Source organism: Dechloromonas sp. H13, from assembly GCF_009469615.1.
Taxonomy (GTDB): Bacteria; Pseudomonadota; Gammaproteobacteria; order Burkholderiales; family Rhodocyclaceae; genus Azonexus.
The window spans coordinates 1-14,184 of record NZ_SSXX01000011.1; the positions used below are offsets into that span (position 1 = coordinate 1).

The window sequence follows — 14,184 nt, forward strand, 5'->3', positions numbered from 1 at the left end:
CGGCGCGCGGCCCGGTGCCGGCCCGGCTGGCCGCGGCGCGCCTCGGCGCGGCGCCGGGCCACGCCGTGGTGGCGGCCGCCGGGGTGCTGACCAGCGTTGCGCTGGCGGCGGCGATGGCAATCATGGTCGCCTCCTTCCGCGAGTCGGTCGATCAATGGCTGCACCAGCTCCTGCCGGCGGACCTCTACCTGCGCGCCGGCCAGGCGAAGAGCAGCGGCTTTCTCGACGAAGCCCTGCAGGGGCGAATTTCGGCCGCACACGGGGTCGACCGCAGCAGCTTCACCCGCCACGACAGCCTGCGCCTGGCCGGCGGGGCGGCGCCGGTGGCCCTGATCGCCCGCCCGCTGGCAGGCGACGGCAGCGACCTGCCGCTGGTCGGCAAGGCGGTGCCGGGCAGTGCGCCGGCGATCTGGATTTCGGAAGCGATGCACGACCTCTATGGCTGGCGCCGCGGCCAACAGGTGACGCTGCCGCTCGCCGGCAGGAGCGTCGACCTGCACGTCGCCGGCATCTGGCGCGACTACGCGCGGCAGACCGGCGCCGTCATGATCGACCTCGCCGACTACCGGCGCCTGACCGGCGACCGCCTGGTCAACGATGCCGCCATCTTTCTCGCCCCGACGGCGAACGCCGACCAGGTGGCCGCCGCGCTGGCGGCGCTCGCCGCCCCCGGCCTGCTAGAAGTCGCCCGCCCCGGCGAAATCCGCGCGCTCAGCCTGCGCATCTTCGACCGCACCTTCGCGGTCACCTACCTGCTCGAAGCGGTCGCCATCGCCATCGGGCTGGCCGGCGTTGCCGCCAGTTTCGCCGCGCTGGCCGCCGCCCGCCGCCGCGAGTTCGGGATGCTCCGCCACCTCGGCCTGACGCGCCGCCAGATCGGCTGGATGCTGGCGCAGGAGGGCGCGCTGGCCGCCGGGGTCGGCGTACTCGCCGGGCTGCTCGCCGGCGGCGCCATCGGCCTCGTGCTGATCGAGGTGGTGAATCGGCAGAGCTTCCACTGGAGCATGGACCTGCACGTGCCGTGGCGGTCGCTGACGCTGTTCGCCGTCGGCCTGGTGGCGCTCGCCGCCCTCGCCGCGGTGCTCGCCGGCCGCCAGGCGATGCGCCGGGACGCCGTGCTGGCGGTACGCGAGGACTGGTGATGCAGCGTCGCGACTTCCTGCTGGCGCTGGCCGGCCTGGCGGCGGCACGAGTCGCCGCCGGCGCGACGGCCGCCTTCGCGCCGGTGCTGCCGGGGCGCCCGCTGGCCTTCCCGCGCGACCACGGCGCCCACCCGGACTTCCGCAGCGAATGGTGGTACGCGACGGGCTGGCTGGAGCTGCCGGACGGCCGCCCGCTCGGCTTCCAGACCACCTTCTTCCGGGTGCGGACCGGGATCGGCGAGGACAACCCGAGCGCCTTCGCGCCGCGCCAGCTGGTTCTCGCCCATGCCGCCCTCGCCGACCCCGCGCTCGGCCGCCTGCGCCACGACCAGCGCGCGGCGCGCGCCGCCTTCGGCCGCGCCGGTTTCGCCACTGCGCGGACCGCGGTCTGGATCGACGACTGGCGCTTCGAGCAGCAGGGCGACCGCTACCGGGCAGAGGTGCGCAGCGCGGACTTCGCCTACACCCTGAACCTCGTCCCGGATGGCCCGCCGCTGCTCAACGGCGCCGCCGGCTTCAGCGCCAAGGCGCCCGACCCGCGCCACGCCAGCCATTACTACAGCCGGCCGCAACTCGCGGCCGCGGGCAGCGTGACGCTGGCCGGGCGCACCCGCCCGGTGGCCGGGCGGGCCTGGCTCGATCACGAATGGTCGAGCGAACTGCTGCCCCCGGCGGCGCAGGGCTGGGACTGGATCGGCATCAATCTCGACGACGGCGGGGCGCTGATGGCCTTCCGCCTGCGCGGCAGCGAGGTGCCGGCGCTGTGGGCCGCTGCCAGCTACCGTGCGGCCGACGGCACCGCGCGGACCTATCCGCCGGAAGCCGTCGCCTTCGCCCCGCTGCGCCACTGGCGATCGCCGCGCACCGGCATCGCCTATCCGGTGGAATGGGAAATCCGGGTCGGCCGGCGCGATTTTCTGCTGCGCCCCCTGATGGACGACCAGGAACTGGACAGCCGGCGCACGACCGGCGCGGTCTACTGGGAGGGCGCCGCCCGCCTGTTCGAAGGCGGCCGGGAAGTCGGGCGCGGCTATCTGGAGATGACCGGTTACGGCGACCCGATCCGCGTCGGCTGACTCGCCCGGCGCAATAGAAGCTTGCGCGTCTCCTCGAGCACCCCGAAGCCCAGCGCCAGGAAGGCCATGACGCCCCAGACGACGGGCGCGAACGGCTGCGTCGCGAAGACCTGGTTGGCCGGCGCCGTAAACACGATGAGCAGCAGCAACCCGAGTTCGACCGCGATGCCGAGCAGCAGCAGCGGGTTGGCCGTCAGCGGGAAGCGCAGCACCGATTCCCGCGGGTGGCGGCACATGAACACATTGACCACCTGCGCCAGCACGATGCCGGCCAGGCAGGCGGTGGTCGCCTGCAGATACAGCGGCTCGGCCGGGCCCAGCGCCTCTCCGTACTGCCAGCCGGCGAGGTGGAGGACGAGGAAGAAGCCGGCCAGTGCGACGCCGGCCTCGAGCAGGCCCAGCCACAGGTAGGCGCGGGCGAGCAGCGGCCACGACAGCAGGCGCTCGTGCGCCGGGCGCGGCGGCTGCCGCATCAGGTCGGGGTCCGGCCGCTCGGCGCCGAGCGCCAGCGCCGGCAGCATGTCGGTGCCGAGATCGACGGCGAGAATCTGGATGATGGTCAGCGGCAGCGGGATGCGGAACAGGACGAAGGCCAGGTAGGGAATCAGCTCGGGGATGTTCGAGGTCAGGATGTAGGTCAGGAACTTGCGGATATTGGCGAACACCGCCCGCCCTTCCTCGACGGCATTGACGATGCTGGCGAAATTGTCGTCGAGCAGGACCATGTCGGCCGCCGCCTTGGCCACGTCGGTCCCGGCCATGCCCATGGCGATGCCGATGTGCGCCGATTTCAGGGCCGGCGCGTCGTTCACCCCGTCGCCGGTGACGGCGACGATCTCGCCCTTATTCCTGAGCGCGTCGACCACCAGCATCTTTTGTTCCGCCGTGACGCGGGCGAACAGGATTTCCGGGCTGTCGAGAACGATCTGCAACTGCGCCGGCGTCATCCGGCGCAGGGCATCGCCGAAGACCACCGCCGGCTGCGCGCCGCGCACCAGCCCGATATCGCGCGCGATGGCGAGCGCCGTGTGCGGGTGGTCGCCGGTGACCATGATGACCTTGATGCCGGCCGAACGGCAGCGGGCAATCGCCTCGGGCACCTCGGGACGCGGCGGATCGTGCAGCCCGATCAGGCCGGAGAACGCCAGCTGGCACTCGGCGGGCGTCTCGTCGCCGGCCAGCCGGCGCCAGGCAAAGGCCAGCACGCGCAGGCCGCGGTCGGCCATCGCCTCCTGCGCCGCCGCGACCTGCGCGCACCGGGCGGCGTCGAGCGGCCCCACGGCGCCGTCCGCCTCGATCCACTCGCACAGCTGCAGGACGGTCTCGGGCGCCCCCTTGCAGTACAGCCAGCGCTCGCCATCGTGCTCGACGACGACCGACATGCGCCGGCGGTCGCTGTCGAACGGCAGTTCGCCGAGCAGCGGCAGTTCGCCGAAGCCATCGGCCGCCACGGCGAATTCGCGCAGCGCCACTTCCATCGGATCGCCCAGCCAGACCGCCTGCCCGCCGCGCACGCCGGGCTTGAGATTGTGGCAATGCGCGGCGTTGCGCAGCAGGTGGCCGGCGCCGCGCATGGTCGCCAGGCGCCCGCCGTCGCTCACCGCGCCGGCGAGATACACCTGCTGCACGCTCATCCGGTTCTGCGTCAGAGTGCCGGTCTTGTCGCTGCAGATGACGGTGGTCGCACCCAGCGTCTCGACCGCCGGAAGATGGCGGACCAGCGCGTTGCGTCGCGCCATGCGCTGGGTGGCCATGGCGAGCGACAGGGTGACGGTCGGCAGCAACCCTTCCGGCACGTTGGCGACGATGATGCCGATGGCGAACATCAGGTTGGCCCAGAACGGCAGGCCGATCAGCATACCGATGGCGAAGAACGACAGCCCCAGCACCGTGGCGAAGACGGCGACCAGCTTCGACAGGCGGGCGATCTCCTGCTGCAGGTGCGAGACGGTAGGGGCCGCCGTCTGCGTCAGATGGGCGATGCGGCCGAACTCGGTGCGCATCCCGGTGGCGAAGACGACCGCCCGCCCCTCCCCGGAAACCAGCGCGGTGCCAGCCAGCAGCAGGTTGCGGCTGTCGAGCGCGGCGGCCGGCGCGTCGGGTTCCGGGCGGCGCGCCCTGGGCAGCGACTCCCCGGTAACGGTCGACAGGTTCACCCGGACATCGGCGCCGGCGATCAGGCGGCAGTCGGCCGGGACGTTGTCGCCCGCCTCGAGCAGCAGGAGGTCGCCGGGCACCAGGACTTCCGCCGGCAGGGTCTGCAGCTGCCCGGCGCGCACGACCTTGACGACCTGCGGCAACAGCTTGCGCAGGGCGGCGATGGCCTGTTCGGCACGATATTCCTGCCAGAAGGAAAACGAGCCATTGACCAGGATGACGGCGACGATGGCAACGCCGAGCTGCCACATGCCCTCGCCGGGGCTGCGCGCTTCGGCGAAGAAGGCGAGCCCGGCGGCGACCCACAGGATCAGCGCGAAGAAATGCGTGAATTCGCCGAGCAGGCGCCGCCACTGCGGGTCGCCGCGGATTTCCTCGATGCGGTTCGGCCCGTATTCCTGCAGGCGCTTTTGCGCCTCGGCGGCGGTCAGGCCGTGTTCGGACGTCCTCAGGCTGTCCAGGGCATCCGCGACGGAGAGGTTGGCGATGTGCATCGATCCGGTGCGGAAAATGACGGTTCCGCCTGCCAGATTACTCCAATTCGGCGAACGCCTCTAACGCACCACCTTGCGCCACTCCTGCTCGAAGTAGCGGACCAGCACCTGGTTGTTCAGGCGGTTGACCTCGGCCGGCACGCGCGCCATGTCGGCCGGGAAGTGGAACAGCAGCGGAATCGTTTCCGCCGTCAAAAACCGGGTTTTCGGGAGGTCGACCGCAACCGGCGCGAATTCCTGGCGGCCGGCGATGATGTAGCCCCATTCGCCGAACGACGGCACCAGCGCATGGTAGGGCGCCGTCCTGAAGCCGACGTCTTCGAGCGTCGTCACCACGCACCAGAACGACTGGCGGGCGTAGAGCGGCGAGGTCGACTGGACGACGAGCAGGCCGCGCGCCGCCAGGCGTTTTTCCAGCAGCCGGTAGAAGGCCGAGGTGTACAGCTTGCCGAGGGCGAAATTGGCCGGATCTGGGAAGTCGACGACGATGAAGTCGAAGTAGTCCCGGCTCTCTTCCAGCCATTGCAGGGCGTCGGCATTGACCACGCTGACCCGTGGCGACTTCAGCGCCCCGTCGTTGAGCGCCACCAGCGGCGGCGCCGTGGCGAACAGCGAGGTCATCGCCGGGTCGAGATCGACCAGGGTCACCGACTCGACGTTCGGGTACTTGAGGATTTCGCGCACTGCCAGCCCGTCGCCACCGCCCAGCACCAGCACGCGGCGCGCGCCCGGCAGGCTGGCGAGGCCGGGGTGGACCAGCGCCTCGTGGTAGCGGTATTCGTCGTGCGCCGAGAACTGCAGGTTGCCGTTGAGGAACAGGCGCAGATCGTCGCGCCAGCGGGTGACGACGATGCGCTGGTAGGGCGTCGATTCGGCGTGGACGATCTCGTCGGCGTAGACGTGGGTCTCGGCCAGCGCCGTCAGCTGCCCGGCGCCGGCAAAGCCGGCGGCGAGCAGGGCGAACGCCGTCCAGCTCTGCACCGCCAGCCAGCGCCGCGCCGGCAGCTGGGCGCGGAACAGGTGCAGCGCCCACAGCGCCACCGCCACGTTGAGCAGCCCGAAGAGCAGGCCGGTGCGCATCATGCCGAGATGCGGCGCGAGGATCAGCGGGAAGAGGATGGACACCGCCAGGGCGCCGAGATAATCGAAGGTCAGCACCTGCGAGACGAGATCCTTGAAGGCCAGCTCGCGCTTGAGGATGCGCATGACCAGCGGAATCTCCAGCCCGACGAGGACGCCGACGCCGAACACCGCCAGATAGAGCACCAGCCGGAACGGCCCGGCCAGCCAGGTGAACACCAGGAACAGCCCGACCGCCGAGAAGCCGCCGAGCAGGCCGACCATCAGCTCGATCTGGATGAAACGCCCGACGAGGTCGCGCGTGATGTACTTCGACAGCCACGAGCCGACGCCCATCGCGAACAGGTAGGTGCCGATCACCGTCGAGAACTGCATCACCGAATCGCCGAGCAGGTAGGACGACAGGGCGCCGGCGACCAGTTCGTAGGCCAGCCCGCAGGAGGCGATGACAAAGACGGAGAACAGGAGGGCGTGCCGCATGGGCGGGGATGCTAACCTGAAACCGGAAGCTCCGGCATTTTGCCGGCCGCCGGGAACGCCTGTCGGCGACGCCGGTCACAAAGCCATTCCGGCCATCCTGGTTTTTGCCCTTTTGCGAGCGTCGACCGTGACCAACCTCAAATTCCTGCTGCCCGCCCTGTTCGCCGCCCTCGCGCTGCCGGCCGCCGCCGTCGATTACCAGATCGACCCGACCCACACCTATGCCAATTTCGAGATCGACCACATGGGCTTCTCGACGCAGCGCGGCCTGTTCCGCCACACCTCCGGCCAGATCCGCTACGACCCCGAGGCGCGCAGCGGGGAAATCGAGATCCGCATCGACGCCGCCTCGCTCGACACCGGCTTCGGGCTGCGCGACGAGGTGCTGCGCGGCGCCGACTGGTTCAACGTGGAGAGCTTTCCCGACATCATCTTCCGCAGCCAGCGCTTCATCTTCAACGACGAGCGGCCGGTCGCCGTCGAGGGCAAGCTGATCATGCTCGGCGAAATCCGGCCGATGCGGCTCGACATCACGCGCTTCAAGTGCGGCCTCAACCTGGCGATCGGCAAGCGCGGCTGCGGTGCCGACGCGCAGGGCACGCTGCGCCGTTCCGACTTCGGCATGCAGACCGGCCTGCCCTTCATCGGCGACGAGGTGCGCCTGCACGTCCAGGTCGAGGCCTACCCGCCGCCGTGAGCGTGGCGGGTTCACTAAAGTCATGTGCCGTCTGCCCGTTTCTGCGAAAATAACACCCCCATTTTTGCCGTCCGGAACCCCATGCCTCCCCATCCCGCCATCGCCAGCACCGCCGAGATCGTCGCCGAACTGAAGGCCGGCCGCATGGTCATCCTGGTCGATGAAGAAGACCGCGAGAACGAGGGCGACCTCGTCATGGCCGCCGAGCACATCACGCCGGAAGCGATCAACTTCATGGCCAAGCACGGCCGCGGCCTGATCTGCCTGACGCTGACCGAGGCGCGCTGCCGCAAGCTCGGCCTGACCCAGATGGCGCGCAACAACAAGACCCAGTACGGCACCGCCTTCACCGTCTCGATCGAGGCCGCCGAGGGCGTCACCACCGGCATCTCGGCCGCCGACCGTGCGCGCACCATCCAGGTCGCGGTGGCCAAGGCGTCGACCGCCGACGACATCGTGCAGCCCGGCCACGTCTTCCCGATCACCGCCCGCGAAGGCGGCGTGCTGGTCCGCGCCGGCCACACCGAGGCCGGCTGCGACCTCGCCGGGATGGCCGGCCTGGAGCCGGCATCGGTCATCTGCGAGATCATGAACGACGACGGCACCATGGCCCGCCTGCCGGAACTGATCGACTTCGCCAAGGAACACGGCCTGAAGATCGGCACCATCGCCGACCTGATCCATTACCGCGCCGCCTCCGAAACGCTGGTCGAGCGCGTCACCAGCAAGACGATCAGCACCGCGCACGGCGAATTCGCCATGCACGCCTACGTCGACCGCGCCAGCGGCGCCACCCATCTGGCGCTGGTCAAGGGCGAAATCCCGGCCGGCGGCGAAACGCTGGTCCGCGTCCACGAACCGCTGTCGGTGCTCGACTTCCTCGACCCGGCGAGCAAGCAGCAGTCCTTCACCATCGACCAGGCGCAGGCGGCGCTGGCCCGGAACGGCCACGGCGTCATCGTCCTCATGCACCGCCCGGAAGACGGCGAGGCGCTGCTCGCCCGCCTGACCGGCGAGAAGAACGCCGCCGCACCGCGCCCGCAGACCAAGTGGGACCCGCGCACCTACGGCATCGGCGCGCAGATCCTGCGCGACGTCGGCGTGTCCAAGATGCGCCTGCTCTCCAGCCCGCGCCGGATGCCCTCCATGACCGGCTTCGGCCTCGAAGTCACCGGTTTCGTCACCTCTCCCGCGGAGCTCTAAAGCCATGTCCCGCTTCGACAACATCTTCGAATACGACAGCAATCTCGACGGCGCCGGCCTCACCATCGGCGTTGTCATGAGCCGTTTCAACCTGCCGGTCTGCGAGGGCCTGCTCTCGGCCTGCGTCGCCGAACTCAAGCGCCTCGGCGTCGCCGATGCCAACGTCGTCATCGCCAGCGTGCCGGGCGCGCTGGAAATCCCGCTGGTGCTGCAGACGATGGCGCAGAGCAGCCGCTTCGACGCCCTGGTCGCCCTCGGCGCCGTCATCCGCGGCGAAACCTACCATTTCGAGGTGGTTTCCAACGACGCCTGCCGCGCCATCATGGAAGTGCAGCTCGAAACCGGCGTGCCGATCGCCAACGGCATCCTGACGTGCGAAACCGACGAGCAGGCGGAGGTCCGCATGCAGCCCAAGGGCGCCGACTGCGCCCAGGCCGCCGTCGAGATGGCCAACCTGCAGAAAGCGCTCGCCAAATGACCACCTTCCTCACCGATACCGAGCACCCCGAAGAACCCAAGGCACCGCCCAAGTCGGCGCGCCGCCGGGCACGTGAGTTCGCGCTGCAGGGCCTCTACCAGTGGCGCGTCGGCGGCGCCGACGAGGCCGCCATCGAGGCCCAGCTCCCGGAGCTCGACGGCTTCGCCAAAGCCGACAAGGAATTCTGCCTCGCCACCATCCGCGGCGTGCTGGCCCAGCACGAAAGGCTGACGTCGCTGGTCGCCGCGCATATCGACCGCCCGTTCCGCGAACTCTCGCCGATCGAATCGTGCGTCATGCTGATGGGCGCCTGCGAGCTGGTGCACAACCCGGAGACGCCCTACCGCGTCATCATCAACGAGGCCATCGAGCTGACCAAGGCCTTCGGCGGCACCGACGGCCACAAGTACGTGAACGGCGTGCTCGACAAGGTGGCGGCCGAAGTGCGCCCGGCGGAAGTGGAAGCCAAGAAAAAGGGCCGTTGATGCCCGGCGAATTCGCCCTCATCGACAAGTATTTCGCCCGCGCGACGCCGTCGGCCATCCTCGGCCCCGGCGACGATTGCGCCCTGCTGCAGCCGACGCCCGGCAAGCAGCTCGCCATCACGACCGACATGCTGGTCGCCGGCACGCACTTCCTGCCTGACACCGACCCCCACAACCTCGGCTGGAAGGCGCTCGCCGTCAACCTCTCCGACCTCGCCGCGATGGGCGCGACGCCGCGCTGGGCCTTGCTCGCCGGCAGCCTGCCGGCGGTCGACGAGGCGTGGATCGCCGGATTCGCCGCCGGCTTCTTCGCCTGCGCCGACGAATACGGCGTCGACATCGTCGGCGGCGACACGACGCGCGGGCCGCTCAACCTGTGCATCACCGCGCTTGGCGAATGCGAGCCGGGCCGGGCGCTGCGCCGCGACGGCGCGCAGGCCGGCGACCTGGTTTGGGTTTCCGGTCGCCCCGGCCTCGCCAGCCTCGGCCTCGCCCAGCTGCGGGGGCGGATCGCCCTGCCGCCGCCGTGGAACCGCCTGTGCGTCGGCGCGCTGGAGAAGCCACGGCCACGCGTCGCCCTCGGCCAGGCGCTGGTCGGCGTCGCGTCGGCGGCCATCGACGTTTCCGACGGCCTGCTCGCCGACCTCGGCCACATCGGCGAACGTTCCGGCCTCGCCGCCGACGTGCAGCTCGTCCAGTTGCCGCACCTGCGGGAATTGGCCGGAAGCGGCGACAGCTACGACGCCGACCTCCGGCGCCTCGCCCTCGAATGCCAGCTGACCGGCGGCGACGACTACGAGCTGTGCTTCACGACCCCGCCGGCGCAGGCGCAGGCGGTCGGCCGGATCGCCGCGCGCCTCGAACTGCCCCTGTGGTGCATCGGCAGCATGGTCGCCGGCAGCGCCGGCGCGGTCACGGTCTACGATCCCGATCGCAATCCGGTCGAATTTCCCCGGCGAGGCTACGACCACTTTGGCTGAACCCGCCCGCGCCACTCCCGGCCTCCGCTTCCTCCTCGCCCATCCGGCGCATTTCCTCGCCCTCGGCTGCGGCAGCGGCCTCGCGCCGCGGGCGCCGGGCACCTTCGGCACGCTGTTCGCGTGGCTCAGCTTCGCCCTCTTCCGCCCGCACTTTCCCGATTTCACGCTGCTCTGGGCGTTCGCCGGCGCCTACCTGCTCGGCATCTGGGTCATCGACAGGACCGGCAAAGCGCTCGGCGATCCCGACCACGGCAGCATCGTCTGGGACGAGATCGTTCCCTTCTGGCTGGTCCTGCTGCTGACGCCCGATACCCTCCCCTGGCAGGCGACGGCATTCGTCCTCTTCCGCTTCTTCGACATCACCAAGCCGCAGCCCGCCCGCTACTTCGACCGCCACGTCAAGAACGGCTTCGGCGTCATGGCCGACGACCTGGTCGCCGCCGGCTACACCTTGCTCTGCCTGGCCCTCCTGAAAATCGCCATTTCCTGACGGTCGACCGCAACAGGCATAGAATACCGGCATCATCCATCGCCTGGAGCCCCGTCATGAGCCACAAGCATGCCAACCTGATGCGCAGCATCTTCCAGGACCCGCCCTCGGCCAACATCCACTGGCGCGAAATCGAATCCCTGCTCCACCACCTCGGTGCCGAAGTCGAACCCTCGCACGGTGCCCGCTTCAAGATCACGCTGAACCGGGTCGAAGCCTTCCTGCACCATCCGCACAACAGCAACACCTGCAGCCGGACTGACATCAAGCAGTTGCGCGAGATCCTGACCCACGCCGGGGTGACGCTGGCCGCCTACGAGGCCGACAAGGCCTGAGGCGGGGCGGGCGGCGCATAAGGGCGTCCCCCGGTACGCCGGCAACGCCCCTCTCCCGCGGCATATTCCCGGTCATCGACACCGACGAAGCGCCAGCGATAGGCATCCCCGTCCAGCGTCAGCCTGAGATAGCCGTGCCGGCCGTAGATCGCCTGCCCCGGATGGCGACCGAGGCCCGGCAGATAGGGCCGGGCGCCGCCGGTGCCGACGACGAACGACGCCGTTCCCGCGGCATTGGGGTTGCCTCCGGCATCGAAGCGCGGCAGCGCCTCGAAATGATGGTCGTGGCCGTGCAGGGTCAGCGACACGTGGCCGACGACCCGCTGCCACAGGGGATCGACGGCCATCAGGTTCCCGTGCCGGCCCGACGACCAGCGCGGATGATGCCAGGCGGCGATCAGGCAGGCGTCGCGGCTCTCCGCCAGCACGCCGTCGAGCCAGCGCAACTGCGCCTCGCCGGCATCGCCGCGCAGGTTGCTGTCGAGCAGCACCAGCTTCCAGGGACCGCCGAGGTCTTCCACGCGCGGCACCGGCCGGGGAAAGATCGAGAAGAAACCGGCCGCGTTGCTGTCCGCCCAGTCATGGTTCCCCGGCACCGCCAGGCGCTTCGGGAAGGTCGAGAAATGGGGCTCGTGACACGCAAGCAGGCGCTCGCGCGTCGCCACCGGATAGGCCAGGTCGCCGACCTCGACGAGCACCACGTCCCGGAAATCCGGCTGCCGCCGCATCGCCGCTGCGACCTGCGCCGTGCCTGCCAGTTCGCAGTCACCGGTGTCGCCGATGACGTTCAGGACGGTCGGCGAGGCGGCTACCGCGTTGCCGCCGACGAGCAGGGCCAACAGCACGAGCAGGTGCTTCATGTCGGATGGCGGAGTCGACATTGCCGCCGGTCGCTTCGCGCGACCCGAGCGAAGGGAGAGGAGCGCATGGGCGGCAATGTAACCCGGATAGCGATCCTGCATGAAGCGGCGATGGTGATTGCACAAACTGCATAGCGGCAGATGGCCTCCATTACCTTACAATGCCGGAAAGTTTCGAGGGGTCGTAATGACACATAGAAGAGACGTGCAGAGCGATTCATTCCTGGCCATGGTGATGGATGCCCCCTGGCAGGTGAGCGTCGCCATCGGCGTGCTCATATTCATCGTGCTGGACTGGGTTCTGCCGGCCTTTCGGTTCACCAGCCCGGTCCTGATCGCGATCTCCGACGCGCTCATCGCATTTTCCTGGGTATTTTCCGGCTTTTTCTTCGTCATTGCCGGGCTTGCGTATCTCAAGGCAGCGACCTCCCGAGCGCGAGCGAAGAAATCGTCTTCCAAGGGAAGCAAGAAACAGAAGAGCGCCGCTGCGGCGGCCGCCGCGGGGCAGCAATCCGCCTCGGCAACCGACGGATCGCCAGTCAGGCTGGAACCGACCGGCATCACCGGCGCGGTTGCCGAAGCGAGTCCGCAGCCCGGGCAGCAGGCGCCGGCAGCAGCACGCGACATCGAGCCGACGCTCGTTGCGCCGGCAGCTGCCGAACCTGTGCCTGCCGAACCTGTGCCTGTCGAACCGCTGCCCGTCGAACCCGTACCTGTCGAACCGCTGCCCGTCGAACCCGTACCTGTTGAACCCGTACCTGTTGAACCCGTACCTGTTGAACCCGTACCTGTTGAACCGATACCTGTTGAACCACTGCCTGTCGAACCGTTACCCGTCGAGCCCCTCCCCCTCCAACCGACAGCTCTCGAACCGGCAGCCATTGAACTGACAGCGCCCGTTCAGCCTGCCCCTGCAGAACCCGCACCGAGGGCGCCTGAAAAGCCGACCGAATGGACGCTCGATCTCATTCGCGACATCGAGTGGAAGCGCTTTGCCGAAGTCTGCAGAAAGCTCTACGAGATGCGCGGCATTCGCTGCGAAACCAGCGCCCCGGGGACCGACGACGGCATCGATCTGCGGCTTTACCAGGACGATACCGGGCAGGTGACCTCCCTCGTTCAGTGCACAGTGCAGGGCGGGCAGCAAGTCGGGGCCAGGCCGGTGCTGGGACTGCTCGGCGCGATGACCCACGAGAAGATCGGCAAGGCGTTTTTCATGAGCGGCGGGCAGTTCTCCGCCGACGCCAAGGCGGTGGCCGAACGCAACCGCATCACCCTGATCGACGGCACCATGCTGTTGATGATGCTCAAACGGCTGCCGGAAGCCGACCGCCGGCACCTGCTCGAATTCGCCACCGACGGCGACTACCAGACCCCGACCTGCCCGGCTTGCGGAAGCAAGATGAAGCTCATTGCCGGCACCCCGGGCTATCCGGAATTCTGGGAATGCCAGCGCTACCCGGAATGCGGCCAGCGGCTCGGGGTAGCGCGCGAAGCGTAGGACGGCGCGCCGTTCCCGTAACAGGCATGCCCGGAAATGAAAACGGGCACTTCGATCGAAGTGCCCGGATTCGTATCCGATTGGCGCGCCCGAGACGATTCGAACGTCCGACCCTTGCCTTCGGAGGGCAATACTCTATCCAGCTGAGCTACGGGCGCGCGGGAGCCGCGATTCTACCGTCTGCGCCGGCCGGCGTCCAATCCATCCGGCGCGACGGCGCGCTCAGTCGAAGAAAGTTCCGGCCGCTTCGAAGCGCTGGGCGTAGTAGCGATCGTTCAGGCGGTCGATGCGCACCTTGCCGTTGGTCGATGGCGCATGGACGAAGCGCGCGTCGCCGACGTAGATGCCGACATGCGAGTACGGCCGGTTGAGGGTGTTGAAGAAGACGAGGTCACCCGGACGCAGTGCGCCGCGGTCGATCGGACGCGTGTTGCGGGCGATGTCGGCGGCGCTGCCGCTGACCCTGACGCCGGCAGCCTGGCCGTAGATGAAGGCGACCATGCCGCTGCAGTCGAGGCCGGCCTCAGGGTTCTTGCCGCCGAAACGGTAGCCGGTGTCGATCAGCCCCAGCGCATAGAGGGCGACCTCGTTGCCCTTCTCGCTGACCGGCAGGGGCGCTATAGTTCCCGCCGGGCCATACGGCCGCGGCGCCGGGCTGCCGCAGGCGGCAAGCAGGAAGACGGTCAGCGTCAGCGAGAACAGGGCGGAAACGCGCATCTTTTAAAG

Annotated in this window: 14 protein-coding genes and 1 tRNA gene; 10 read left to right on the forward strand and 5 right to left on the reverse strand. The window is 69.2% G+C overall.

Annotated features, from left to right (window positions below; genetic code table 11):
- Together GH660_RS17300 and GH660_RS17305 are read left to right on the forward strand one after the other, a co-directional pair.
- The coding region (locus GH660_RS17300) for an ABC transporter permease (RefSeq protein ID WP_228276548.1) at positions 1-1,142 on the forward strand (1,142 nt) is incomplete at its 5' end.
- Positions 1,142-2,218, forward strand: coding sequence for a lipocalin-like domain-containing protein (locus GH660_RS17305; protein ID WP_153148014.1), 1,077 nt, complete (start codon positions 1,142-1,144; stop codon positions 2,216-2,218). The genes GH660_RS17300 and GH660_RS17305, both read left to right, overlap by 1 nt.
- Here the strand turns inward: GH660_RS17305 and GH660_RS17310 are convergent.
- Together GH660_RS17310 and GH660_RS17315 are read right to left on the reverse strand one after the other, a co-directional pair.
- Complete coding sequence (locus GH660_RS17310; protein WP_153148015.1) at positions 2,191-4,869, reverse strand: cation-transporting P-type ATPase; 2,679 nt, start codon at positions 4,867-4,869, stop codon at positions 2,191-2,193. The genes GH660_RS17305 and GH660_RS17310 overlap by 28 nt on opposite strands.
- A gap of 60 nt (positions 4,870-4,929) precedes the next feature.
- Complete coding sequence (locus GH660_RS17315; protein WP_153148016.1) at positions 4,930-6,429, reverse strand: polyamine aminopropyltransferase; 1,500 nt, start codon at positions 6,427-6,429, stop codon at positions 4,930-4,932.
- Positions 6,430-6,556: 127 nt separating this feature from the next.
- Between GH660_RS17315 and GH660_RS17320 the strand changes: the two genes are divergently transcribed.
- The 7 genes from GH660_RS17320 to GH660_RS17350 all read left to right on the forward strand — a co-directional run bounded on the left by GH660_RS17320 (position 6,557) and on the right by GH660_RS17350 (position 11,097).
- A complete protein-coding gene (locus tag GH660_RS17320) occupies positions 6,557-7,126 on the forward strand; it encodes a YceI family protein (RefSeq protein ID WP_194266353.1) in 570 nt (189 codons plus the stop codon).
- An 81-nt stretch (positions 7,127-7,207) separates the two neighbouring features.
- Entirely contained in the window at positions 7,208-8,329 is a 1,122-nt protein-coding gene (gene ribBA, locus GH660_RS17325) for a bifunctional 3,4-dihydroxy-2-butanone-4-phosphate synthase/GTP cyclohydrolase II (RefSeq protein ID WP_153148018.1), read from the forward strand.
- 4 nt (positions 8,330-8,333) lie between these two features.
- On the forward strand, positions 8,334-8,807 hold the full coding sequence (ribH, locus tag GH660_RS17330) for a 6,7-dimethyl-8-ribityllumazine synthase (RefSeq protein ID WP_153148019.1): 474 nt from the start codon (positions 8,334-8,336) through the stop codon (positions 8,805-8,807).
- On the forward strand, positions 8,804-9,292 hold the full coding sequence (nusB, locus tag GH660_RS17335) for a transcription antitermination factor NusB (protein ID WP_153148020.1): 489 nt from the start codon (positions 8,804-8,806) through the stop codon (positions 9,290-9,292). The genes ribH and nusB overlap by 4 nt, the downstream gene beginning before the upstream one ends.
- Positions 9,292-10,272 (forward strand): thiamine-phosphate kinase, encoded by a 981-nt coding sequence (gene thiL, locus GH660_RS17340; RefSeq protein ID WP_153148021.1) that lies wholly within the window; start codon positions 9,292-9,294, stop codon positions 10,270-10,272. Before nusB ends, thiL begins: the two co-directional genes overlap by 1 nt.
- Complete coding sequence (locus GH660_RS17345; RefSeq protein ID WP_153148022.1) at positions 10,265-10,762, forward strand: phosphatidylglycerophosphatase A; 498 nt, start codon at positions 10,265-10,267, stop codon at positions 10,760-10,762. The genes thiL and GH660_RS17345 overlap by 8 nt, the downstream gene beginning before the upstream one ends.
- 56 nt (positions 10,763-10,818) lie before the next feature.
- A complete protein-coding gene (locus GH660_RS17350; RefSeq protein ID WP_153148023.1) occupies positions 10,819-11,097 on the forward strand; it encodes a type II toxin-antitoxin system HicA family toxin in 279 nt (92 codons plus the stop codon).
- Here GH660_RS17350 and GH660_RS17355 read toward each other — a convergent pair.
- The gene (locus GH660_RS17355; protein WP_194266354.1) at positions 11,076-11,978 is read right to left on the reverse strand and encodes a metallophosphoesterase; all 903 of its coding nucleotides are present in this window, start codon (positions 11,976-11,978) and stop codon (positions 11,076-11,078) included. The genes GH660_RS17350 and GH660_RS17355 overlap by 22 nt on opposite strands.
- 184 nt (positions 11,979-12,162) lie before the next feature.
- Here GH660_RS17355 and GH660_RS17360 point away from each other — a divergent pair, with 184 nt between their 5' ends.
- Positions 12,163-13,458: a restriction endonuclease gene (locus GH660_RS17360; protein ID WP_153148025.1), complete on the forward strand. Its 1,296-nt coding sequence runs from the start codon at positions 12,163-12,165 to the stop codon at positions 13,456-13,458.
- An 81-nt stretch (positions 13,459-13,539) separates the two neighbouring features.
- On the opposite strand, the gene GH660_RS17365 is transcribed toward GH660_RS17360, so the two are convergent.
- Together GH660_RS17365 and GH660_RS17370 are read right to left on the reverse strand one after the other, a co-directional pair.
- Positions 13,540-13,616: transfer RNA gene (locus tag GH660_RS17365), tRNA-Arg, on the reverse strand.
- A gap of 64 nt (positions 13,617-13,680) precedes the next feature.
- The gene (locus tag GH660_RS17370) at positions 13,681-14,175 is read right to left on the reverse strand and encodes a C40 family peptidase (protein WP_153148026.1); all 495 of its coding nucleotides are present in this window, start codon (positions 14,173-14,175) and stop codon (positions 13,681-13,683) included.
- Positions 14,176-14,184: the final 9 nt, after the last annotated feature.

Excerpts from the sequence above, each read along its gene's own strand:
- nusB (WP_153148020.1), top strand. The coding sequence starts at position 8,804 with ATGACCACCTTCCTCACCGATACCGAGCACCCCGAAGAACCCAAGGCA.
- ribH (WP_153148019.1), top strand. The coding sequence starts at position 8,334 with ATGTCCCGCTTCGACAACATCTTCGAATACGACAGCAATCTCGACGGC.
- GH660_RS17310 (WP_153148015.1), bottom strand. The coding sequence starts at position 4,869 with ATGCACATCGCCAACCTCTCCGTCGCGGATGCCCTGGACAGCCTGAGG.
- GH660_RS17350 (WP_153148023.1), top strand. The coding sequence starts at position 10,819 with ATGAGCCACAAGCATGCCAACCTGATGCGCAGCATCTTCCAGGACCCG.
- GH660_RS17315 (WP_153148016.1), bottom strand. The coding sequence starts at position 6,429 with ATGCGGCACGCCCTCCTGTTCTCCGTCTTTGTCATCGCCTCCTGCGGG.
- ribBA (WP_153148018.1), top strand. The coding sequence starts at position 7,208 with ATGCCTCCCCATCCCGCCATCGCCAGCACCGCCGAGATCGTCGCCGAA.
- thiL (WP_153148021.1), top strand. The coding sequence starts at position 9,292 with ATGCCCGGCGAATTCGCCCTCATCGACAAGTATTTCGCCCGCGCGACG.
- GH660_RS17305 (WP_153148014.1), top strand. The coding sequence starts at position 1,142 with ATGCAGCGTCGCGACTTCCTGCTGGCGCTGGCCGGCCTGGCGGCGGCA.
- GH660_RS17355 (WP_194266354.1), bottom strand. The coding sequence starts at position 11,978 with ATGTCGACTCCGCCATCCGACATGAAGCACCTGCTCGTGCTGTTGGCC.
- GH660_RS17370 (WP_153148026.1), bottom strand. The coding sequence starts at position 14,175 with ATGCGCGTTTCCGCCCTGTTCTCGCTGACGCTGACCGTCTTCCTGCTT.